Below are 22,792 nucleotides of genomic sequence, written 5' to 3'. Positions count from 1 at the left end.
AGGTTGATCCTTGATGTCCTGGTTCAACAAGGACCCCCTGCTCCGCAGAGCGCTGGCCTCGGCCATCGGCTTGCTGGCCGGCACGGCACTGGCCCTGGCCGGCCCGGCGAGCCTGGCCGCGCACGCCGCTTCCAGCACACTGGGCGCGGCTGCGGCCGACAGCGGCCGCTACTTCGGTACGGCGGTGGCCGCCGGGAGACTCGGCGACTCGACGTATGCCACGATCCTCGACCGGGAATTCAACATGATCACCCCGGAGAACGAGATGAAGTGGGACACCACCGAACCGTCCCGCGGCAACTTCAACTTCGGCCCGGCCGACCAGATCGTCGGCCACGCCACGGCACACGGGCAGCGGATGCGCGGCCACACCCTGGTGTGGCACGGACAGCTGCCCGGCTGGGTCAACTCCATCGGTGACGCAGGCACCTTGCGCAGCGTGATGAACAACCACATCACCACCGAGATGAACCACTTCAAGGGCAAGATCTACGCCTGGGACGTGGTCAACGAGGCGTTCGCCGACGGCGGCAGCGGTCAGCACCGCAGCTCGGTCTTCCAGAACGTGCTCGGCAACGGCTTCATCGAGGAGGCGTTCCGCACCGCCCGGGCCGTCGATCCCTCGGCCAAGCTCTGCTACAACGACTACAACATCGAGAACTGGAGCGATGCCAAGACGCAGGGCGTCTACAACATGGTCAGGGACTTCAAGGCGCGCGGTGTGCCCATCGACTGTGTCGGCCTCCAGAGCCACTTCGGCTCCGGCGGCCCGCCGTCCAACTACCAGACGACCCTGTCGAACTTCGCAGCGCTGGGCGTGGATGTCCAGATCACCGAACTCGACATCGCGCAGGCATCGGCGACCGCGTACGGCAACACGGTGCGGGCCTGCATGAGCGTCGCGCGCTGCACCGGCATCACGGTGTGGGGGATCAGGGACAGCGACTCGTGGCGGACGGGGGAGAACCCGCTGCTGTTCGACAACAACGGCAACAAGAAGCCGGCCTACGACGCGTCGCTCTCCGCGCTCGGCGGAGGTACGGGGAATCCGGGCGGAGGCATCGTCTCGGGACAGGTGTACTCGCTGACCGACGTCGCCGCGGGCCGGGTGCTGGACGTGCCGGGCGGCCAGACGGCGAACGGCACGCTCCTGCAGGTCTGGGACGCCAACGGGGGTGCGAACCAGCAGTGGCGGGCGAGTCAGAACAGCGACGGCTCCTACACGTTGACGAACGTCGCCAGCGGGCGGGTGCTGGACGAGCCGGGCGGCCAGACGGGCAACGGCACCCGCATGGAGATCTGGGACTCCAACGGCGGTGCGAACCAGCACTGGCGGGCGAGCGGTAACAGCGACGGTTCGTACACCCTCGTCAACGTCGCCTCCGGCCGGGCGCTGGAGATCCCCAGCGGACAGACCGGCAATGGGTCCCCGGTCCAGATCTGGGACTCCAACGGCGGCGCCAACCAGCACTGGAACTTCAGGTGAAGTGACCCGGCGCGCAGCGCGCGCTCCCGCCCCCGGATCGCTTCGGGGTGGTCGGAACGTACCCCCGCGTCCGGCACGGCGGCCCTCGCCGGACGCGGGCTCCGGCATGCCCTCAGAACGCCCTGACCAGGCGCAATACATGGGATGGATCAGAGTTCGATTGGGAGTCCCGTGTGTATTGACTCGGTGACGGACCTGTGGAATCACTAGGACATGGGATGTCTGAGTGGTTCCTGTGAGTGCTCTCGAGCGCCCACGCCGCCATGAGGCGTCCGGATCTCGCGGCCATGCCGGTGGCGGCGACGGTCCACGAACATCGCGTTCGACCAGGCACAGCACCCTCTGTCACCTTCCCCCACATTTCTCGAGGAACAGAATGCGGCCTTCACCCCTTTCCCGTCGGAGTCCCACGGCTCGCAGACGACGCTTACCGGCGTTCGCCGCCACAGGCGTGATGGCGCTGCTGGCCATGATGCTGGCGACTTCGCAGACCTGGTCCGCACCCGCACCCGCCCCGGCAGCGACGCCGGCACCCTTGGTGAGTTCGGCGTCGGGGCGGTGTCTGGACATCAAGGGCAACGTCGACACGCCGGGAACCGCGCTGGACATCCAGGACTGCGACAACCAGCCGAACCAGGCGTTCGAGTTCACCTCGGCGGGCGAGCTGAGGACGATGAGCGGCACCCGATGCGTGGACGCCTACGACAACCGGACGGCGCCGGGTACTCCGGTGATCATCTGGACGTGCAACGGGCAGTCGAACCAGGCGTGGCGGCAGAACGCCGACGGGTCCGTCACCGGTGTCCAGTCCGGCCTGTGCCTGGACGTCAACGGGGCGGGCACGGCCAACGGCACTGCGGTCATCCTGTGGACCTGCAACGGCCAGAGCAACCAGAAGTGGACCACGTCGACACCTCCGCCCGCGCCCGGCGGGTCCGGCCCGTGCGACATCTACTCCGCGGGCGGTACGCCGTGCGTGGCCGCGCACAGCACCGTGCGGGCGCTCTACGGGTCGTACAGCGGCAGCCTGTACCAGGTCAGGCGCGCCTCGGACAACGCGACCAGGAACATCGGCGTACGGGTGGCCGGAGGCTTCGCCGACGCGGCGGCGCAGGACTCGTTCTGCGGGGGCACCTCCTGTGTGATCACGGTCGTCTACGACCAGTCCGGGCGCGGCAACGACCTGTGGTACCAGGGATCGGCCCAGGTTCCGGGATCGAGTCAGAGCAGTCCCGCCAAGGCGACCTCCGAGTCGCTGACCGCCGGGGGCACCAAGGCGTACTCGCTGTACATCAATCCGGGCAACAGCTACTGGCGGGACGGCCATCTGACGGGTGTTCCGACCGGCAGCGCGCCCGAAGGGGCGTACATGGTGACCAGCGGCACCCACGTCAACAGCGGCTGCTGCTTCGACTACGGCAACAGCGAGACGACGCGGAAGGCCGACGCGGCCGGGGCGATGGACGCGATCAACTTCGGCACCGAGTGCTGGTTCGGCGGTTGCTCGGGAAGCGGTCCCTGGGTCCAGGCCGATCTCGAATGGGGCCTGTACTCCGGGGGCAGCCAGTCCTGGAACACCGGTCAGCGGGCCTTCCCCGTCAAGTTCGTCACCGCGATGCTGAAGAACAACGGGACGTCGAGGTTCGCCCTCAAGGGCGGCAATGCGCAGTCCGGCAGCCTGACGACTCTGTGGGACGGCGCGCTGCCCGGCGGATACAGCCCGATGAAGAAGCAGGGCGCCATCGTTCTGGGCAGCGGTGGTGACTGCTGCAAGCCCGGTGGCGGTGCCAACCTGAGCGCCGGCACCTTCTACGAGGGGGCCATCGTCGCCGGCTACCCCTCCGACGCGACCGACAACGCGGTGCAGGCCAACGTCACGGCTGCCGGATACCGCTGAAACCTTCTGTCCCGCGCGGGAGGCGACGGCCCTCCGGGACGCCCGGAGGGCCGCCGTGAGATCTGCCCCGCTGCCCCGCGCCGCCCCGACCCAGGAGTGAATGACATGCACATGATAACTAGGAGAGTCGGACGCCTCATGCCCCCGCTCCCGCGACCGTCCCTGCGCAGGACTTTGGCGTTCGCCTTCACGGTCGCGCTGCTCTGCCTGGGCGTCCCCCTCGTCTCCCTGGGTACGGCGCAGCCCGCCACCGCGCTGGGCAACGGGCTGGCACTGACCCCGCAGATGGGCTTCAACGACTGGAACGCCTACGGCTGCAACGTCTCCGAATCGCTGATCAAGTCCACCGCGCAGGCGATGCACACCAACGGCATGCAGGCGGCGGGCTACTCCTACGTCAACATCGACGACTGCTGGATGACCCACAACCGCGACTCCGGCGGCCGACTGGTGCCGGACCCGGCCAAGTTCCCCGACGGCATCAAGGGCACCGCCGACTACGTGCACTCGTTGGGGCTGAAGCTCGGGATCTACGAGGACGCGGGAACCGCCACCTGCGCCGGGTATCCGGGCAGCCTCGGGCACGAGACCACGGACGCCCAGTCGTTCGCGTCGTGGGGTGTGGACTACCTGAAGTACGACAACTGCAACAACAACGGAGTGCCGGCGCAGAGCCGGTACATCGCGATGCGGGACGCCCTGGCGGCCACCAACCGACCGATCCTGTACAGCCTCTGCAACTGGGGCCAGGACAACGTGTGGACCTGGGGCGCGGGCGTGGGCAACAGCTGGCGTACCACCGGGGACATCAGCGCCAACTTCGCCAGCATGCTGTCGATCTTCCACAGTAACGTCGGCCTCGCCTCCTACGCGGGTCCCGGCCACTGGAACGACCCGGACATGCTGGAGGTCGGCAACGGCTCGATGACGACCACCGAGAGCCGCAGCGAGTTCAGCCTGTGGGCGGAGATGGCAGCACCGCTGATCGCGGGCACCAACATCCCCTCGGCCAGTGCGGAAACCCTCTCCACGCTGACCAACTCCCGGGTGATCGCGGTCGACCAGGACCCTCTCGGCAAGCAGGGCACCATGGTCTCCTCCTCGGGAGGCCGGGACGTGCTGGCCAAGCCTTTGGCCAACGGGGACGTGTCGGTGGCGCTGTTCAACGAGACGGGCTCGACAGCGACCATCTCGACCACCGCGGCCGCGATCGGCAAGACCGGGGCGTCCGCCTACACCCTGACCGACCTGTGGTCGGGAGCGTCCTCCAACACCTCGGGCACCATCAGCGCCTCGGTGCCGGCCCACGGCACGGTGATGTACCGGGTCGCGGGCGGCACCAGCGGCGGCGGCACCGGCGTGACCGGGGCGGTGCACGCGGTGGGTGCGGGCAAGTGCCTGGACGTACCCGACTCGACCACGACCGCCGGCACCCAGGTGGAGATCTGGAGCTGCAACGGCGGCGCCAATCAGACATGGACGCACTCCGCGTCCAACCAGTTCACCGTCTACTCCGGCAGCAGCCAGATGTGCCTGGACGCCTACAACAACCAGACCACGCCGGGGACGAAGGTGGAGATCTGGTCGTGCAACGGCCAGAGCAATCAGCAGTGGGCGCTGAACACCAACGGCACCATCACCGGCGTCCAGTCGGGCCTGTGCCTGGGCGTCGCCGGAGGGGCCACCGCCAACGGCACCCTCGCCGAACTGCAGACCTGCAACGGCGGCAGCAGCCAGCGGTGGACGTTGGGATGACTCCGCATTCGAACCCCGGAGGAGGTCTCCATGCTCGAACCAGCCGATGATCGCCGACGCAGGCGAGGGAAAGCAGTGCTCCTGTCCGCCCTGGCGATGATCCTGATCGCGTTCGGCGCACCGGCGTTCGCCACATCCACAAGGGCCGATGCATCAACCGTCGTCCATCCGGCGGCCCACCGTGTGGCGGACGTGTCGCTCCCGTGCGGCCTGTACGCCGCGGGCGGTACGCCGTGCGTGACGGCGCACTCCACGACCAGGGCGCTCTTCGCGTCGTACAACGGGCCGCTCTACCAGATTCAGCGGGCCTCCGATCACGGCTACCGCGACATCGGGCTGCTCGGTGCGGGCGGGTACGCGGACGGCGCGTCCCAGGTGTCGTTCTGTTCGGGCACGTCGTGCACGATCACGAAGATCTACGACCAGACCGCCCAGCACAACGACATGCCGATCTCCTGGGGCGGTTACTGGAAGGGGCCGGGGCCGAACGGGTCCGATGTCGGCGCGGACGCCATGGCCCTGCCGGTGACCGCTGCCGGCCACCAGGTCTTCGGCGTCAAGGTCACCCCCGGTGTCGGCTACCGGCTCGACCACGCGAAGGGAGTGCCCACCGGAGCCCAGCCCGAAGGCATCTACATGGTGACCTCGTCGAACTACACGAGCCAGTGGTGCTGCTTCGACTACGGCAGCGGTGAGAACTCCCACACCGACACCGGCAACGCCACCATGAACGCCATCTACTGGGGCACGGCCTGCTGGTTCGGTGGCTGCACGGGCAGCGGCCCGTGGGTCGAGGCCGACCTGGAGAACGGCATGTTCCACACCAACACCGGCTCCAACAAGGACCCGAACAACCCCGGTGTGCACTACCCGTTCGTCAGCGCGTGGCTGAAGAACAACGGCACCAGCAACTTCACTCTCAAATACGGCAACGGCGCGAGCGGCGGCCTGACCACCACCTTCTCCGGCCCCCTGCCGAACGGTTACTCGCCGATGAAGGTCGACAGCTCGGTCCTGCTCGGCACCGGGGGCGACAACAGCCCCAACGGCGTGGGCGAGTTCTTCGAGGGCGCGATGACGGCGGGCTACCCTTCCGACGCCACCGAGAACGCCGTGCAGGCCAGCATCACCGCGGCCGGTTACGGCGCGGGGGGCGGCGGTACGTCGACCGCGCTGCATGCGGTGGGCGCGGGCAAGTGCCTGGAGGTGCCGGGCGCCTCCACGACGCCGGGTACGCAGACGCAGATCCGGGACTGCACCGGAGCGGCGAACCAGATCTGGTCCCGGACCGGCTCCCGCGAGCTCGCCGTGTACTCCGGCAGCAGCCGGCTGTGCCTGGACGCCTCCAACCAGGGCGCCAGCCCCGGCACCAAGGTCATCACCTGGACCTGCAACGGCCAGACCAACCAGCAGTGGAACGTCAACGCCAACGGCACCGTCACCAGCGCCCAGTCCGGCCTGTGCCTGGACGTGACCGGCGCCGCCACCGCCAACGGCACCCCCGCCGAACTGTGGACCTGCAACGGCGGATCCAACCAGCAGTGGTCACTGAGTTGACCCCGGGAAGGCAGGAGGACCGCATGAGGACGAGAGCGAGACCCGGGCGTCTGGTACTGGCCGTCGGCATCGTCCTGGCGTTCGTGCTGCAGCTGTCTGCGACCGCCGAGAGCAGGGCCGTCTCGGGCGAGATGCTGAGCGTCAACCTGGCCTCGACGCGGGGCCCGTCGACCGGTGTGGGCGAGGGATTCCTCTACGGCTTCACGCAGGACGGCAGCCAGCCGGCCGACCAGTTCATCAAGCCGCTGGGGATCAACGCGTTCCGCGGCGGGGGATGGTTCTCCGGCGGCTGGATCCGGGACAACTACCAGTACGGATCGGCCACTCGGGCAGACCTCGACTCGATCGTCGCGCAGGCGAAACGGCTCACCCAGCCGCCGTATCACGCGCAGTACCAGGTACTGGTCAGCGACATCTACGGCGCCAACGGCGGGCAGCCGTCCAACACGAGGTACCCGTGCGACAACGGCGACTGCTCCAATTGGACCGCCTTCATCGACTCCACGGTGGGAGCACTGCAGGCATCGGGGCTGAAGTTCGCCTACGACATCTGGAACGAGCCGGACATCTCCGCCTTCTGGACCCGGGGCGTGAACAGCGCCCAGTACTTCCAGATGTGGGACACCGCCTACCGGGAGATCCGGCGCATCGCCCCCTCGGCGCAGATCGTCGGGCCGTCGCTCGCCTTCACACCGCAGAGCAACCCGGGGGAATGGCGGACCTGGCTGGCGCACGTGAAGGCGGCCGGGACGGTCCCGGACATGATCACCAACCACGACGAGGGTGACGTCGACGACCCGGTCACCATCTCCCAGTCCCTCAACAGTGCCCTGACCACGGCGGGCATCGGCCCGCTGCCGCTGTCCGCGAACGAGTACCAGCCCGCCGACCGGCAGACCGCCGGGGTGACGGCCTGGTACCTGGCGCGGTTCGCGCAGTCCGGGTACACCAACGCGATGCGCGGCAACTGGGTCTGCTGCGTCACCCCCAACCTGACGGGAGTCCTCACCCAGAGCGGGGGCACCTGGCAACCGACGGGCAACTGGTGGGCGCTGCGCGACTACGCCGACATGACGGGAACCCTCGTCGACACCTCCGGCCAGGTCGGCTCGACCGCGATCTCGGCCTCCGAGGACCCCACCAACAAGCGCGCGGTGGCCATCATCGGCGACGCCAACGGCAACTCCGGCACCGCGTCCGTGACCTTCAACGGCCTGTCGTCCGTACCGTGGCTGACGAACGCCGGCAGCGTGCACGTCACCGTGCACCGCATCCCGGACCAGGCACCACTCGGCGCGCCACTGACCGTCTACGACCAGAACCTGAGCGCCTCGGGCGGCTCGATCACCGTGCCCTTGACGTTCCAGGCCGCGCACGACGCGTTCGCCGTCTATCTCACCCCGGCCTCGTCCGGCGGCGAGGGCTTCCCGACCGGCGCTCACCAACTCGTCGTCGCCAACAACAACTTGTGCCTGGACGTGTACGGCAACTCCAGCAGCGCGGGCGCCGCGATCGACCAGTGGACCTGCAACGGGCAGAGCAACCAGCAGTTCCAGTTCGTACCGGCCTCGGGCGGCTACGGCGAACTGCGCGCCCAGAGCTCCGGCCAGGACGTGGCGGTCGCCGGCAGTTCCACGACGGCAGGCACCCCGGACATCGTCCAACAGCCCCCCGGCACAACGGCCAACGGCCTCTGGCTGCCCGTCCGCCAGTCCGACGGCTCCTACGCCTTCCAGAACCGCAACAGCGGCCTGTGCCTGGACGTCTACGGCGCCGGCAGCAGCGCGGGCCAGCAACTCGACCAGTGGCAGTGCAAGAACGCACCCGGCACCAACCAGGACTTCTTCGTCCGCTGAACCGTCCGCCGACCACACCAGCGTGGACACCCCCCACCTGCGAAAGGAACCACCGTGTCAGCATTCGGACGGCTGTTACGGCGCCTGCGCGTCCCGACGGCCGTACTCGCGGGCCTCGTCCTGGCCGCCGGCGGCGTCGTGGGCACAGCCGCCACCCCGGCCCAGGCCGCCACCTCCATCACCCTCAACGGCGCGTCAGGCGGACGGACCTTCGACGGCGTCGGCGCGATCAGCGGAGGAGGCGGCAACAGCAGGCTCCTGATCGACTATCCCGAGCCCCAGCGCGGCCAGGTCCTCGACTACCTCTTCCGGCCCGGCTACGGCGCCTCCCTGCAGATACTCAAGGCCGAGATCGGCGGGGACACCAACTCCACCTCGGGAGCCGAGCCCAGCCACCAGCACACCCGCTCCGACCTGAACTGCGACCGGGGCTACGAATGGTGGCTGATGGAGCAGGCCAAGGCCCGCAACCCCAACATCAAGCTGTACGGGCTCGCCTGGGGCGCCCCGGGCTGGATCGGCAACGGCAACTTCTGGTCCACCGACATGGTCAACTACCTGGTCTCGTGGCTGGGCTGCGCCAAGCAGCACGGGCTGAGCATCGACTACCTCGGCGGATGGAACGAGCGAGGCTACAACGTCTCCTGGTACCAGCAACTGCGGAGCGCCCTCAACAGCAACGGCTACGGCAGCGTCAAGATCGTCGCGGCCGACTCGGACTGGTCCGTGGCGAACGACGTCAACTCCAACCCGTCGTTCGCCTCCGCGGTGAGCGCCATCGGCACGCACTATCCCTGCGGGTACCGGTCCTCCCAGGCCACCTGCACGGTGCCGGCGGCCGCCATGTCCTCCGGCAAGCCGTTGTGGGCGAGCGAGAACGGCTCGGACGACTACAACGGGGGAGCGCAGGCCATGGCCCGCGGCATCAACCGCGGATACATCGACGGACGCATGACCGCGTACCTCAACTGGCCCGTGGTCGCCGCGCTCACCCCCAACCTGCCGTACCCCACCATGGGCATGGCCCTGGCCGCGCAGCCGTGGTCCGGCTCCTACTCGATCGGCAAGAACACCTGGGTGATGGCTCACACCAGCCAGTTCACCAGCCCGGGATGGCACTACCTCGACGCGTCCAGCGGCTACATCGGCGGCAACCGCGCCAACGGAAGCTACGTCTCGCTCAAGTCCCCGAACAACTCCGACTACTCCACGGTCATCGAGACCGTGGACGCCGGCAGCGCGCAGACGCTGAACTTCAACCTCACCGGGGGACTGTCCGCCGGAACCGTCCACGTCTGGTCCACCGACGTCGGGTCCGCCAACCCGGCCGACCACTTCGTGCACACCACGGACATCACCCCGTCCGGCGGCGGATTCAGCCTGACCGTCCAGCCCGGCCACCTGTACACCCTGACCACCACGACCGGACAGGGCAAGGGCACCGCCACCGGTCCCGCCCGGAGCGCGCTGAAGCTGCCGTACAGCGACTCCTTCGACGGCTACGCCACCGGCACCGAGGCGAAGTACCTCATGGACTGGCAGGGCGCCTTCGAGGCGGTGGGCTGCGGCGACGGCCGCAGCGGAAAGTGCGTACGCCAGATGAGCCCGCAGAAGCCGATCACCTGGGACTCGCTGACCGATCCGCACGCCCTGCTCGGTGACGTGGGCTGGGGCAACTACACCCTCACGTCGGACGTGCTGCTGGAACAGCCCGGATACGCCGAGCTGATCGGCCGTGCGGGCGGCCACGACTACGACCGCACCGGCGGCCAGAACGCCTACCGGCTGCGGGTGAGCGACACCGGGGCCTGGTCGATCCTCAACTCGAACACCAACGGCAACGTCACCACCCTGGCCCGTGGCACCACCGCAGCGCTCGGCACCAACCGGTGGCACTCCGTGGCCCTCACCTTCTCCGGCACCACGATCACCGCCGCCATCGACGGCGCCACGGTCGGTTCCGTGAGCGACCGCACCTGGGCCGCCGGGCAGATCGGCTACGGGACCAGCCAGGGCGAGACGGCACAGTTCGACAACCTGTCCATCACGCCCGGCAGCGGCGGAAACGACGGCGGCACGACCGGCGCGATCGTCGGAGTCGGCTCCGGCCGGTGCGTGGACGTACCGAACCAGTCGCAGACGGCCGGTACCCAGGTGGCGCTGTGGGACTGCAACGGCGGCAGCAACCAGCAGTGGACGAACACCTCCGCCGGCGAGCTGCGGGTCTACGGCAGCGACTGCCTGGACGCCGCGGGCCAGGGCACCAGCCCCGGCACCAAGGTGGACATCTGGGACTGCACCGGCGGCGGCAACCAGAAGTGGACGCTCCACGCCGACGGCACGATCACCGGCGACCAGTCCGCTCTGTGCCTGGACGCCACCGGCGCCGGAACGGCCAACGGCACCCTGCTGCAGCTGTGGACCTGCAACGGCAGCAGCAACCAGAAGTGGACGCGCGACTGATCCGGGTGCCCGGCTGACGATCAGCGACCGAAGACAGCCCTTCCGTCAATTCCTCCGAGAGGCCCCCACATGTCCTCCTCCCTGCCGCTCAGCCGGCGCCGACTGCTGGCCGCGGCCGGCGCGGCGACGGCCTACGGCCTGCTGCGGTTCGCGCCCGAGGCCGCCGCCACCGACGGCCCCGGAAGTTACACCGCGAGCTGGACCTCCGTGGACCAGCACCCCCCGGCCCCGGCCTGGTTCCAGGACGCCAAGTTCGGCATCTACTACCACTGGGGCGTCTTCAGCGTCCCCGCCTTCGGCAACGAGTGGTATCCGCGCAACATGTACATCGGCGGCTCGGCCGAGAACAACCACCACAAGGCCACTTACGGCGACCCCTCGGCATGGCCGTACCACAACTTCATCGACGGCGCCCGTGACAAGGCGGGCAACTTCGTCCAGTTCGCCCCCAAACTGGTCTCCCAGGGCGGCAAGTTCGACCCGGACGCCTGGGCCCGGCTGTTCAAGGCCGCGGGCGCCCGGTTCGCCGGCCCGGTCGCCGAGCACCACGACGGCTTCTCCATGTGGAACAGCCGCGCCAACCCGTGGAACTCGGTCCAGCACGGCCCCAGACTCGACCTGGCGGGGCTGCACGCGCAGGCCATCCGCGGGCAGGGACTGAAGTTCATGGCCTCCCTGCACCACGCCTACCACTTCACCGGCTTCTACGACAACGTGCCGAACCAGTCGGACCCGATGCTCCGCATCCTCTACGGCCAGCAGGGCACGGCGGCGGAGAACAAGCTTTGGTACGACAAGCTGGTCGAGGTCATCGACGGCTACCAACCGGACCTGGTCTGGCAGGACTTCAACCTGCACCTGGTGCAGGAGTCCTACCGGCTCCAGTTCCTCGCGCACTACTACAACCAAGCCGTCGCGTGGAACACGGACGTGGTCGCGACCTACAAGGACGGCCTCAACAACAAGGGTGAGGTCTTCGACTTCGAGCGCGGCGGACCGGCGGGGCTGCTCACCCCCTACTGGCTGACCGACGACAGCATCTCCTCCTCCAGCTGGTGCTACACGGTGGGCATCGGCTACTACTCGACGCAGGCGCTGCTCCACTCGCTGATCGACCGGGTCAGCAAGGGCGGCAACATGCTGCTGAACATCGCCCCGATGGCCGACGGCACCATCCCTTCCGGACAGCAGTCCATCCTGCTCGCCATGGGCGACTGGCTCGGCCGCTTCGGAGAGGCGGTCTACTCCACCCGCTCCTGGGCCAGTTACGGCGAGGGCCCCACCAAGATGGGCGGAGGCTCCTTCAGCGGACCGGTGGCCGGCAAACCGCAGGACATCCGGTTCACCCGCAGCCGCGACAACAAGGTCCTGTACGCCACTGCCCTGGGCTGGCAGGGCGGCACCATGACCGTCACGACGCTGAACTCGAACCAGATCAACCTCAGCAGCCTGACCGGCGCCCAACTGCTCGGCAACACCGCGGGCACCTACATCGACCTGCCCGCACCGGCCCAGGACGCGTCCGGCCTGCACCTGGCGATGCCGTCGTCCAACCCGCCCTACAGCGCGCTGGCGTACACGGTCAAGCTCACCTTCTCGGGTGAGATCCCTGTCCTGGGCGCGCCGGGCGGCTCCACGACCTGGGTGAGGATCGCCAACGTGACCAGCGGACTGGTACTCGACAGCGGGGGCAGCGTCGCCGCCGGCTCCAACCTCAAGCAGTGGAACTACGACGGCAGCACCAACCTGCAGTGGCAGCTGATCGACCTGGGCAACGGCTACTACCGCATCATGAACCGCACCAACGGCATGGCCGCCGACAGCTGGGGCAACGCCGCCAACGGCGCTCCAGCCCGCCAGGAAGCGTGGAACGGTGGCAACAACCAGCAGTGGTCGCTCAACAGCCTCGGCGACAACCGCTACCAGATCGTCAACCGGGGCACCAGCACCGCCCTCGACGGCAGCGGCAGCACCACGGCCGGCTCCACCACGGTGCTGTGGACCCCGAACTCCAGCACCAACAACGCGTGGACCATCACCGGGGTGTGAACCGGCGCTCCCCGTAGGACAGCAGAACTCGACCACGGAAGAAGGAGAGCATGGAACGTAAACCGCTCTTAATGTCCATCGCGGCCGCACTGCTCCTTATCCTGACCACCGCGGGCACCTCGTTCAGCAGCGCCCTCGGCACCCCCGCGCCGGCCACGAGGTCCGCCGCCGCGGCGAGCGCCGGCTGCGGCAAGGCGCCGGCGCTGACCAGCGGCAATCACACGATTCAGAGCGGCGGCCAGAATCGCAGTTACATCCTGCGGGTCCCGGCCGGCTACGACAGCAACCACCCCTACCGGCTGGTCTTCGGTTTCCACTGGCGGGGCGGCACCGCGAACGACGTCGACTCGGGAGGCACGGACGGCTACAACTGGTCCTACTACGGCCTCAGGCGCTTGGCGGACAACGCGAACAACAGCACGATCTTCGTCGCCCCCCAGGGCAACGGCAACGGCTGGGCCAACCCCGGCGGCCAGGACGTGGCCTTCGTCGACGCCATGGTCAACCAGATCGAATCGGGCCTGTGCGTGGACACCACCCAGCTGTTCTCCGCCGGCTTCAGCTACGGCGGCGCGATGTCGTACGCCCTCGCCTGCTCCCGGGCGACGGTCTTCCGCGCGGTCGCGGTCTACTCCGGCGCGAACCTCAGCGGCTGCAACGGCGGCAACCAGCCCATCGCCTACATGGGACTGCACGGCCTCAGGGACAACGTGCTGCCCATCCAGTCGGGACGAGACCTGCGCGACACCTTCGTCCGGACGAACGGCTGCACCCCGCAGAACCCGCCCGAGCCGGCCAACGGAAGCTTGACGCACATCATCACCACCTACTCCGGTTGCAGGTCCGGATACCCCGTCGTCTGGGCCGCGTTCGACGGAGCGGGCCACGACCCGGGCCCCATCGACGGTTCCACCGGTGACGGCTGGCGCACCTGGACGTCGGCAGCGGTGTGGCAGTTCTTCACCCAGTTCGGCTCGAGCACGCCGCCGACACCGCAGCCCTCCGAAAACCAGGAGATCGTCGGTCAGCAGTCCGGACGCTGCCTCGACATCAACAACTCGACCACGGCCAACGGCACGCAGGCACAGCTGTGGGACTGCAACGGCGGCTCCAACCAGCGGTGGACCTACTCCGCCGGAAAGCAGCTGGTCGTCTACGGCAACAAGTGCCTGGGCGTCGGCCAGGGCGCGGGCAACGGCACCCCTGCGGCGATCTGGGACTGCAGCGGGCAGCCGGACCAGCAGTGGAACATCAACCCCGACGGCACGATCACGGCAGCGCAGTCGGGGCTCTGCCTGGACGCCAGTGGCCAGGCGACGGCCAACGGGACGAAAGTCCAGCTGTGGAGTTGCTCGGGTGGCGCCAATCAGCACTGGCGCCTGCAGAACTGACAGGCGGGGGCCGGGTCCGACACCGTACGGACCCGGCCCCGAGGGCCTCCCACCACCTGATTGAAGGCCTGAGTTAACGACGATAATGATCAATACATCCCGCCATTGATCACCGCGACGGCCTCGACGTCGCCGACGTGGATGGCGGAGACCAGCCCCCCACAGAGGCGTGTGCGGGCAGGTCCACGTCGCTACCCTTCGGACGGCCTGATACTGAAGAGAGGCATTCCGATTCACACACTCTCACTGACACATCGCCTGGAGTGCCGAGGGGCATCTCGTCCGGGTCACAGGGGTAAGGTGCCGTCGCGGCCGGCGATGTCCGGGAAGGCCGGCATGCCCAGGTCGACGGCCTGACCTCGGCGTGTCTGTTCAGCGTCGAGCTGGGCAAGTTTGTCCTGCGCGCCCGCCAGGCTGACTTCGAGTCGGTCCAGTTCGCCCACCCAACCCTCGCGTTCGGCCTCCGTGATTCGGGCGAGCAGGTTGTCGCGGATTTCCACCAGACGCGGGCGCTGGGTGGGCTCGGGGCGAAGCAAGGAGCAGCGGACGCAGGCGTGTTCGTGGATGCAGGGCGTTCCGAAGGAGCGTCCGCAGATGCCGATGGAGAGCTTGCGCTTCTCGAAGTGCCCGAGGGACCGGTCCTACTCTTCGGCGGTGGGCGTCCGGTATGCGGGCCTGCGGGCCGCAGGGCCCGACGGCGGGCGATGAAGGCTCGATGGGCTTCGATCGTGTCGTGTGGGTAGATCGCGTTGTAGCCCATCGTGGTGTTGATGTCCTTGTGGCCGCAGATGACCTGGGCATCAGCCCGGCCGGGACCGGGTGATGACGCTGGTTGGCCAGTCACGTGCCGAGGCCTCCCCTGCACCTGACGCAGGTCTGCGTCCCGGCTTCTTCCTCGCTTGGCGGGGTGAAAACCGGGTGGCCCGCGGATTCATCAGATGGTGTGGGTCAGCCGCCGTTCGGTCGTTTCGCCGTTCTTGTCCCGCTGATGCTCGTAGAGCGTCCGTTGCCGTCCGGGGAGCGTTGTCCGCGACCTGGCCATGCCCGGCCGCACGCACGATCCGCACAACAGAAACGAGTCATCGTGCATTTGACTCCGCATGAACAGGAACGCCTGCTGATCCACGTCGCGGCCGACGTGGCCCGCAAGCGCCGCGACCGGGGACTGCGTCTGAACTACCCCGAGACGATGGCCCTGCTGACCGTTCACGTCTTCGAAGCAGCACGCGACGGCAAGACGGTCAGCGACATCATGGACTCGGGCCGGCAGGTACTCACCCGTGACGACGTGATGGACGGCGTCCCGGAAATGATCAAAAACGTCCAGGTGGAAGCGACCTTCCCCGACGGCACCAAGCTCGTCACCATCCACGACCCCCTTCCGGAGGCCGCAGCAGAGGGGTCCGGCGTCTATCCGGGCAAAGTGGAGCACCCCCAGCCACCCCGCACGTCACAGGGGCCGGCCGATTGCGGCGACTCGTCCGTAGGCTGCCAGGAGGACGACGAAATGGCCCGCCGGTACGCCGCGATCTGCTTCAACGTCCACCTCGACGGGGACACGCGGGGCGTCAGCCTGCAGACGGACGCCACCACCTTGCCGGGGCCGGGCAGAACGAAGATCAGGGTGAAGAACGAGTCCGACCGTCCCATCCAGGTCGGCTCCCACTATCACTTCGCCGAGGTCAACCCGGGGCTGAAGCTCGTCAGCGTCGAGGTCCCCGCCGGTCAGACGGTTCCCCGGGACCGCAGTCTGTGGAACTGCGACGCGGCGAGGGGCCGGCGGCTCAACATCGCCGCGGGTACCTCCGTGCGTTTCGAACCGGGCGACGAGTGCTGTGTGGAACTGGTGCAGATCCAGGGCGAGGTCACAGCCGGAGGCAGCAACACCAGCGACCTCGCCAAGATCCAGGGACTGCGCGAAGGGATCGTCCGATGAGCAATCCGCAGGGACGAGGCCAGGCGCCGCAGCCTGAGAAGGCCCAGCTGAAGCCGAGCAATGAACTGACGCGGGCGGAATACACCGCGCTGTACGGGCCGACCACGCGGGACAGGGTCCGGCTCGCCGACACCGATCTCACGCTGGAGATCGAGGCCGACTGGAGCGGCGGCCCGTCATACAGCGGCAATGAGCTGATCTTCGGCGGCGGCAAGGTGATCCGCGAGTCGATGGGGATGTCCCACCTCGCCAGGGACGGCAGGAACAGCAAAGGCAACGCCACCAACCACAGGCCCGTGGACACCGTCATCACCGGCGCGTTGATCCTCGACTGGTGGGGTGTGGTCAAGGCCGACATCGGCATCCGCGACGGCAGGATCGCGGCCATCGGCAAGGCGTACAACCCCGAGACCATGGATCCGATCCTGAGCAACCGGTTCGAGGCGCCGGACCGTACGACTGCCGGCAACGCCATGCCGGTTCCGGTGACGCCGGAGAGTTTCGTGGTCGGCCCGAGCACCGAGGTCATCTCCGGCAACGGCCGGATCCTCACCGCCGGTGGCGTGGACACCCATGTCCACTTCATCTGTCCCGGGGAGATCCACGAGGCGCTGGCCTCGGGCGTGACCACCCTGATCGGCGGCGGCACGGGACCGGCCGAGGGCAGTACGGCCACCACGGTGACACCGGGCGCCTGGCACATCAGGCGGCTTTTCGAGGCGCTGGATGAGTTTCCCGTCAACATCGGCCTGCTCGGCAAGGGCAGCACGATGAACAAGCACGAGCTCAACGCGCAGGTGGACGCCGGTGTCTGCGGCTTCAAGGTCCACGAGGACTGGGGCGCCACGCCCGCGGTGATCGACCGGGCCCTGGACATCTGCGAAGAGCGCGGTGTCCAGCTCGCCCTGCATGCCGACTCACTGAACGAGTCGGGGTTCCTCGAGAGCACACGGGCCGCCTTCACCGGCGATGCCAGGGACGCGGACGGGAAGTTCACGGCGAAGAAGGCACGCTCCATCCACATCTTCCACGTCGAGGGCGCCGGCGGCGGTCACGCGCCCGACATGATCGAGCTGGTCAAGGACCCGAACGTCCTGCCGGCCTCGACCAACCCGACCCGCCCTTTGACGGTCAACACCGTCAAGGAGCACGTCGACATGATGATCGTCTGCCATCACCTCAACCCGGATATCCCGGCAGACCTGGCCTTCGCCGACTCCCGGATCCGGCCGTCCACCATGGCCGCGGAGGACCTCCTCCACGACATGGGCGCCATCTCGATGATGTCCTCCGACGCCCAGGCGATGGGCCGCATCGGGGAGATGATCATGCGGACCTGGCAGACCGCACACGTCATGAAATGCCGCTACGGGCCACTGAAGGAGGACCTCGAAGCCGCCAAGGTCCGCACGATCACCGACGACACGAACCACTCCTTCAACGACCAGCAGCTGCAGCCGAACGACAACTTCCGCGCCCGCCGGTACGTCGCCAAGTACACGATCAACCCCGCGATCACACACGGCATCGACGGCCACACCGGCTCCGTGGAGACCGGGAAGCTCGCCGACCTGGTGCTGTGGGAGCCGAAGTTCTTCGGTGTGAAAACGCACATGCTCCTCAAGGGCGGCCAGCTCGCCTACGCGCAGGTCGGCGACGCCAACGCGTCGATCACCACGCCGCAGCCCTACCTGCCGCGCCCCGTCTGGGGCTCCACCGGCCGCTCCCCGGGACGCAACTCGGTGAACTTCGTGGCTCCCGGAGTGGCCGGCAACCTGAACGGAGACGGCACCAGCAGCAATCCGGGTCTCGGCCTCGACAAGGACTTCGTGGACATCACCAGCACCCGGCACGTCACGAAGGCCGACATGAAGCTGAACGACACGGTGCCCCAGAGCCTCGAGGTCGACCACAACAGCTTCGAGGTCACCATCGGCGGTGCGACCACCAGTGACGCCCGCACCGAACTCAACGGGGCCACGGTGCCGCGCTCCTACGTCACCGAAGTCCCCCTGTCACAGAGGTACTTCCTCTTCTGAACCGCCACCCGACCGGCCGCTCCGGGCCTGCCGCTGCGGCTGGCCCGATGTGCCAGCCTGGGCCCCCGCATCACCATCCGACCCTGCGAAAGGTCACCCCGCTCACCCATGAGCCGCGCAGCCCTGCTCTTGTTGGCCGATGGCCGCTTCCCCGCCGGCGGGCACGCCCACTCCGGTGGTGTCGAAGCCGCCGTCGCCCACAAAGCCGTACACGACACCCCCAGCCTGGAGGCGTTCTGCCGCGGACGTCTGCACACCACCGGTCTGACGGCGGCCGCCCTGGCCGCCGCGGCCGCCGCCGGAGTCGACCCGCTGCTGCTCGACGATGCCGCCGACGCGCGCACTCCCGTCCCCGCCCTGCGTGCCGTCGCCCGCAGGCTCGGTCGGCAGATGATGCGCGCCGCCCGTGCCACCTTCCCGTCCGACGACCTGGAACTGCTGGCCGCCGCCCGTCCCCAGGGCGCCCACCAGCCCATCGTGCTGGGCCTTGCCGCCCGGGCCGCCGGGCTCAACCCGCTGGACGCCGCCTACGCCGTCGCTTATGAGAGCGTCGGCGGCCCGGCCACTGCGGCCGTGCGCCTGCTGAGCCTCGACCCGCTCGACGCCTCCGGCCTGCTGGCTCGCCTCGGTCCCGAAACCGATCACGTCGCACAAGCCGCGGCCGACGCCGCGACACGCGCCCTGACCGAGGGCCTCAACGCCCTGCCGTCGGCTTCCTCACCCCTGCTGGACATCACCGCACAGCAGCACGCCGCCTGGACCGCCCGCCTCTTCGCCTCCTGACGAGCATCAACCACACCTGAGCCTTTCGACGGAGTTGCCATGCACCTCGACCACTCCCAGCCTCACGAGCACACCCCCAGCATTTCGGCGACCCGGCCTGACGGCAGCCGCCGCGCCCTGCGCGTCGGCCTGGGCGGCCCGGTCGGCTCCGGCAAGACCGCGACCGTCGCCGCGCTGTGCCGCGCCCTGCGCGATACCTGGCCGATCGCGGTGGTCACCAACGACATCTACACGCGCGAGGACGCCGAGTTCCTGCGGCGCGAAGCTGTCCTGCCGCCCGAGCGGATCACCGCTGTGGAGACCGGCGCCTGCCCCCACACCGCGATCCGCGACGACATCTCCGCCAACCTGGAAGCCGTCGAACACCTCGAAGCCACCCTGCACCCCCTCGACCTCGTCCTCATCGAGTCCGGCGGCGACAACCTCACCGCCACTTTCTCCAAGGGCCTCGTCGACGTGCAGATCTTCGTCATCGACGTGGCCAGCGGCGACGACATCCCCCGCAAGGGCGGCCCCGGCATCACCACCGCCGACCTCCTCATCATCAACAAGACCGACCTCGCCCCGCACGTGGGCGCCGACCTGGGCACCATGGCCACCGACGCGAAACGACAGCGCGGCGACCTCCCCGTCATCTTCACCAGCCTCACCACGACCGACGGCATCCGCGACGTCGCCGACTGGGTCACCTGCCACCTCAACAAGTGGCGCACTGGGGCAACCGCATGAGCCCCTCCTCCCAACTGGCCGCCGCTCGAACCACGTCGGGCCCCGACATCCCCTCAGCGGGAACCCACCAGCCCGCTGGGCACCCCGATGGCGTACGCGCCACGGCCCGGATCCGCGCCGTGCACAACGGACGCGTCACCACCCTGCCGCAACTGCACAGCGACGGTCCCTTCCACCTGCGGCGCCTGCGCACCCACGGCAACGCCGCCACCGTGGGAATCATCAGCGCGATGAGCGCCCCATTGGGCGGTGACCGGCTCACCCTCGACATCACAGCCGAGGACCGGGCTGAACTGGAGGTCACCACGGCCGCCGCCACACTCGCTCTGCGCGGCCCCACCACCGACGCGGCCACCTACGACGTGCGCCTCACCATCGCAGAACACGCCCGTCTGCGCTGGCTGCCACAGCCCCTGATCTGCGCCGCAGGCAGCAACCTGCGCCAGACCTACACCGTGGAACTCGCCGCCACCGCACGCCTGGTGCTGCGAGAAGAACAGCTCCTGGGCCGGGCCGGCGAGGAACCCGGCCACCTCGTCACCCGGATCCTGGTCCACCGCGCCGGACGCCCCCTGCTCGACCAGCACAGCGCCTACGGGGCCCCAGAACCCGGCTGGGACGGCCCGGCCGTCCTGAACGGGCACCGCGCCGTCGGCCAACTCCTCATCGTCGACCCGCGCCTCGACGTCCGACGGGACCCCGTCCTGCTCGGCGGCGAAGGCACGAACGACGGCTGTGCCTGCCTCGCGCCGCTGGCAGGCGGCCCGGCACTGCTCGCCACCGCCGTCGCACCCACCACCTCAAGGCTGCGACACCTGCTCGACCAAGCACACGCACACGCTCTCGCCCGTAGAAACCTGGTGCCCGCCGCCACGGCGGCGCCCATGCTGCCTCAATCCCAAATCATCCGTTCGACGTAAATTGTCGGGAATTGCTGACCATGCTGGACCAGCATCGGAAGGATTCCCGAACGTGACCCGGTGAGGTCACGCCCCCTTCTCCTGTGCCGCCGTTCTGGAAGGTGTTCGTGATGAGCCGAGGCTTGATCATCGTGGATGTGCAGAAAGACTTCTGTGAGGGAGGCAGCGTCCCTGTCGCGGGAGGTGCGCGGATCGCCTCGGCCATCGCGGACCTGGTGGAGCACAGCGCGGGACGCGACTATGAATACGTCGTGGCTACCCGGGATCATCACATCGATCCGGGCAGCCACTTCTCCGAACACCCCGACTTCAAGGACAGCTTCCCCGTCCACTGCGTAGTCGGAGGCGAAGGCGGCGAGTTCCACCCCAACTTCGCCCCCGCCGTCACCGGCGGCAAGGTCGACGCCGTCTTCTTCAAGGGCGCGCACAGCGCCTCCAAGAGCGGCTTCGAAGGCGCCGACGAACAGGGCACCCCTCTGGCCGACTGGTTGCGTGCACGTGGAGTGGAGGACGTCGACGTGGTAGGTATCGCCACCGACCACTGCGTACGCGCGACCGCACTCGACGCGGTGAAGGCCGGCTTCCGGGCACACGTACGCCTGGACTACTCCGTTGGTGTCGCCCAGGACACCACCGCAGCCACCCTTGAAGATTTCCAGCAGGCCGGCGTCACCGCCTCCGGAACGGTCCCCGCATAAGCCGGCAACACTCACTGATCACTCTCCGGGACCTGGCGTCATGGACTCGCACAGTTCAACCAGCAACCTCACGGCAAGCCGGCCAAGAGCAGCAGGGTCTTGAGCGCGTTGTTTCAACGAGGCGGTACAGGCGCCGTTGAGACAGACGTGGGTCAGCTCGCGATGGTGGTCAGGCCGACGATGCCGATGGCGTCCTGAATCCGACACCCCCCGGAGGCGTCTTGCGTGCGACAGGACGCGGGGCGTGGCGCGCAGCCGACTACCGTGATCAAGGGGAGTTGATCAAGCCGTGCGTGCCGATGACGTGCCTGTTCCGGCCCGGGTCGCATCCGTTCCCCAGCTGGCCAGCAGTCGCAGGGCCTCCGCCGACGGGGAGTTCGGTTCGGCGTGGTAGGTCACCAGCATCTGCTCGTGGGCGTCGGCCTGGTGGAACGACTCGAGGCGGAGATCGAGTTCGCCGACGAGCGGGTGATGCAGGCGCTGGATACTGTGGCACCTCTCCTTGACGTCGTGGGTGGCCCACAGTCGCCTGAACTCTTCGCTCTTCACGGAGAGTTCGCCCACCAGCGCGGACAGCCGGGGGTCGTCCGGATGGGAGCCGGCGTCCATGCGCAGCTGAGAGACGATGTCGCTGGCTTTGTGCTCCCAGTCCACGAACAGGTCGCGGTACTCGGGCCGCAGGAAGACCAGCCGGGCCCAGTTCTGCTCCCTCGCCGGCAGCTCGGTCCAGTCGCCGAAGACCGCCGCGGCCATCCGGTTCCAGACGAGGATGTCCGAGCGCCGTCCCACGAGGATCGCCGGAACACCGTCCATGGTGTCCAGCAGCGTCCGCAGGGGGCCCCGCACCTGCTGGGCGCGGCCGGCCGGCTTCTTTTTCTGCTGCTTCGGCTTCGCCAGGTGCGTCAGGTGGGCGTGCTCGGCGTCGCTCAGTCTGAGCGCGCGGGCGATGGCGTCGAGGACCTCCGCCGACACGTGCCGCCCGTTGCCCTGTTCCAGCCGCGTGTAATAGGCCACTGACACCCCGGCCAGCTGCGCCAGCTCCTCGCGGCGCAGCCCCGGCACACGCCGGTACCGCCCGTAGTCCGGCAGCCCCACGTCCTCCGGCCTCAGCCGGGCGCGTCGGGTGCGCAGGAACTCGCTGAGCTCGGCACGCGGGTCCAGAGCGCTGGCGGTGGGCTCGTGCACCGGTTCGGGGTATCCGTCCATGCCTCGAGTATCCACGGTCGGACGCAC

Annotated in this window: 15 protein-coding genes and 2 pseudogenes; 15 read left to right on the top strand and 2 right to left on the bottom strand. The window is 68.5% G+C overall.

Annotated elements, in window-relative coordinates; translation table 11 throughout:
* Positions 1-13: 13 nt before the first annotated feature.
* From BFN33_RS01285 to BFN33_RS01250, 8 genes and pseudogenes are all read left to right on the top strand, one after another.
* Positions 14-1,483: pseudogene (locus BFN33_RS01285) on the top strand (endo-1,4-beta-xylanase); the annotation flags it as partial.
* A gap of 457 nt (positions 1,484-1,940) precedes the next feature.
* Positions 1,941-3,383 carry an arabinofuranosidase catalytic domain-containing protein gene (locus BFN33_RS01280; protein ID WP_088245231.1) on the top strand — a complete coding sequence of 481 codons (1,443 nt, stop codon included), beginning with the start codon at positions 1,941-1,943 and terminating at the stop codon, positions 3,381-3,383.
* 138 nt (positions 3,384-3,521) lie between these two features.
* A complete protein-coding gene (locus BFN33_RS01275) occupies positions 3,522-5,138 on the top strand; it encodes a glycoside hydrolase family 27 protein (protein ID WP_069757959.1) in 1,617 nt (538 codons plus the stop codon).
* Between the two features lie 30 nt (positions 5,139-5,168).
* Positions 5,169-6,695, top strand: coding sequence for an arabinofuranosidase catalytic domain-containing protein (locus BFN33_RS01270; protein ID WP_069757958.1), 1,527 nt, complete (start codon positions 5,169-5,171; stop codon positions 6,693-6,695).
* Positions 6,696-6,718: 23 nt separating this feature from the next.
* Positions 6,719-8,551, top strand: coding sequence for an RICIN domain-containing protein (locus tag BFN33_RS01265; RefSeq protein WP_069757957.1), 1,833 nt, complete (start codon positions 6,719-6,721; stop codon positions 8,549-8,551).
* A gap of 54 nt (positions 8,552-8,605) precedes the next feature.
* A complete protein-coding gene (locus tag BFN33_RS01260) occupies positions 8,606-11,014 on the top strand; it encodes a ricin-type beta-trefoil lectin domain protein (protein WP_069757956.1) in 2,409 nt (802 codons plus the stop codon).
* 69 nt (positions 11,015-11,083) lie between these two features.
* A complete protein-coding gene (locus BFN33_RS01255; RefSeq protein ID WP_069757955.1) occupies positions 11,084-13,063 on the top strand; it encodes an alpha-L-fucosidase in 1,980 nt (659 codons plus the stop codon).
* A 71-nt stretch (positions 13,064-13,134) separates the two neighbouring features.
* Positions 13,135-14,454, top strand: a complete 1,320-nt coding sequence (locus BFN33_RS01250; protein ID WP_069757954.1) for a ricin-type beta-trefoil lectin domain protein — start codon at positions 13,135-13,137, stop codon at positions 14,452-14,454.
* Between the two features lie 287 nt (positions 14,455-14,741).
* Here the strand turns inward: BFN33_RS01250 and BFN33_RS52970 are convergent, their stop codons facing one another.
* Complete coding sequence (locus BFN33_RS52970; protein WP_176742273.1) at positions 14,742-14,954, bottom strand: hypothetical protein; 213 nt, start codon at positions 14,952-14,954, stop codon at positions 14,742-14,744.
* Between the two features lie 584 nt (positions 14,955-15,538).
* Here BFN33_RS52970 and BFN33_RS53925 point away from each other — a divergent pair.
* From BFN33_RS53925 to BFN33_RS01215, 7 genes and pseudogenes are all read left to right on the top strand, one after another.
* A pseudogene (locus BFN33_RS53925) lies at positions 15,539-15,835 on the top strand (urease subunit gamma); the annotation flags it as partial.
* 126 nt (positions 15,836-15,961) lie between these two features.
* Positions 15,962-16,390: an urease subunit beta gene (locus BFN33_RS49180; RefSeq protein ID WP_079140674.1), complete on the top strand. Its 429-nt coding sequence runs from the start codon at positions 15,962-15,964 to the stop codon at positions 16,388-16,390.
* On the top strand, positions 16,387-18,429 hold the full coding sequence (locus BFN33_RS01235) for an urease subunit alpha (protein WP_079140483.1): 2,043 nt from the start codon (positions 16,387-16,389) through the stop codon (positions 18,427-18,429). Before BFN33_RS49180 ends, BFN33_RS01235 begins: the two co-directional genes overlap by 4 nt.
* 108 nt (positions 18,430-18,537) lie before the next feature.
* Complete coding sequence (locus BFN33_RS01230) at positions 18,538-19,212, top strand: urease accessory protein UreF (RefSeq protein ID WP_069757952.1); 675 nt, start codon at positions 18,538-18,540, stop codon at positions 19,210-19,212.
* Positions 19,213-19,251: 39 nt separating this feature from the next.
* The gene (ureG, locus tag BFN33_RS01225; protein ID WP_069757951.1) at positions 19,252-19,941 is read left to right on the top strand and encodes an urease accessory protein UreG; all 690 of its coding nucleotides are present in this window, start codon (positions 19,252-19,254) and stop codon (positions 19,939-19,941) included.
* Positions 19,938-20,861 carry an urease accessory protein UreD gene (locus BFN33_RS01220; protein ID WP_079140672.1) on the top strand — a complete coding sequence of 308 codons (924 nt, stop codon included), beginning with the start codon at positions 19,938-19,940 and terminating at the stop codon, positions 20,859-20,861. Before ureG ends, BFN33_RS01220 begins: the two co-directional genes overlap by 4 nt.
* Before the next feature lie 110 nt (positions 20,862-20,971).
* Positions 20,972-21,559, top strand: coding sequence for an isochorismatase family protein (locus tag BFN33_RS01215; protein WP_069758881.1), 588 nt, complete (start codon positions 20,972-20,974; stop codon positions 21,557-21,559).
* Positions 21,560-21,841: 282 nt separating this feature from the next.
* Here BFN33_RS01215 and BFN33_RS01210 read toward each other — a convergent pair whose 3' ends face one another.
* Complete coding sequence (locus BFN33_RS01210; RefSeq protein WP_069757950.1) at positions 21,842-22,765, bottom strand: helix-turn-helix domain-containing protein; 924 nt, start codon at positions 22,763-22,765, stop codon at positions 21,842-21,844.
* Between the last annotated feature and the right edge of the window lie 27 nt (positions 22,766-22,792).

It is taken from the genome of Streptomyces sp. LUP47B, assembly GCF_001746295.1.
Taxonomy (GTDB): Bacteria; Actinomycetota; Actinomycetes; order Streptomycetales; family Streptomycetaceae; genus Streptomyces.
Note: the sequence above shows the minus strand (reverse complement) of the source record. Positions and strands in the feature narration are given on the sequence as shown.

What these genes read in the sequence shown, in the direction of transcription:
- BFN33_RS01235 (WP_079140483.1), top strand. Translation starts at nt 16,387, where the DNA reads ATGAGCAATCCGCAGGGACGAGGCCAGGCGCCGCAGCCTGAGAAGGCC.
- BFN33_RS01280 (WP_088245231.1), top strand. Translation starts at nt 1,941, where the DNA reads ATGGCGCTGCTGGCCATGATGCTGGCGACTTCGCAGACCTGGTCCGCA.
- BFN33_RS01210 (WP_069757950.1), bottom strand. Translation starts at nt 22,765, where the DNA reads ATGGACGGATACCCCGAACCGGTGCACGAGCCCACCGCCAGCGCTCTG.
- BFN33_RS01230 (WP_069757952.1), top strand. Translation starts at nt 18,538, where the DNA reads ATGAGCCGCGCAGCCCTGCTCTTGTTGGCCGATGGCCGCTTCCCCGCC.
- BFN33_RS49180 (WP_079140674.1), top strand. Translation starts at nt 15,962, where the DNA reads ATGGCCCGCCGGTACGCCGCGATCTGCTTCAACGTCCACCTCGACGGG.
- BFN33_RS01250 (WP_069757954.1), top strand. Translation starts at nt 13,135, where the DNA reads ATGTCCATCGCGGCCGCACTGCTCCTTATCCTGACCACCGCGGGCACC.
- BFN33_RS01275 (WP_069757959.1), top strand. Translation starts at nt 3,522, where the DNA reads ATGCCCCCGCTCCCGCGACCGTCCCTGCGCAGGACTTTGGCGTTCGCC.
- BFN33_RS01220 (WP_079140672.1), top strand. Translation starts at nt 19,938, where the DNA reads ATGAGCCCCTCCTCCCAACTGGCCGCCGCTCGAACCACGTCGGGCCCC.
- BFN33_RS01270 (WP_069757958.1), top strand. Translation starts at nt 5,169, where the DNA reads ATGCTCGAACCAGCCGATGATCGCCGACGCAGGCGAGGGAAAGCAGTG.
- ureG (WP_069757951.1), top strand. Translation starts at nt 19,252, where the DNA reads ATGCACCTCGACCACTCCCAGCCTCACGAGCACACCCCCAGCATTTCG.
- BFN33_RS01265 (WP_069757957.1), top strand. Translation starts at nt 6,719, where the DNA reads ATGAGGACGAGAGCGAGACCCGGGCGTCTGGTACTGGCCGTCGGCATC.
- BFN33_RS01255 (WP_069757955.1), top strand. Translation starts at nt 11,084, where the DNA reads ATGTCCTCCTCCCTGCCGCTCAGCCGGCGCCGACTGCTGGCCGCGGCC.
- BFN33_RS01215 (WP_069758881.1), top strand. Translation starts at nt 20,972, where the DNA reads ATGAGCCGAGGCTTGATCATCGTGGATGTGCAGAAAGACTTCTGTGAG.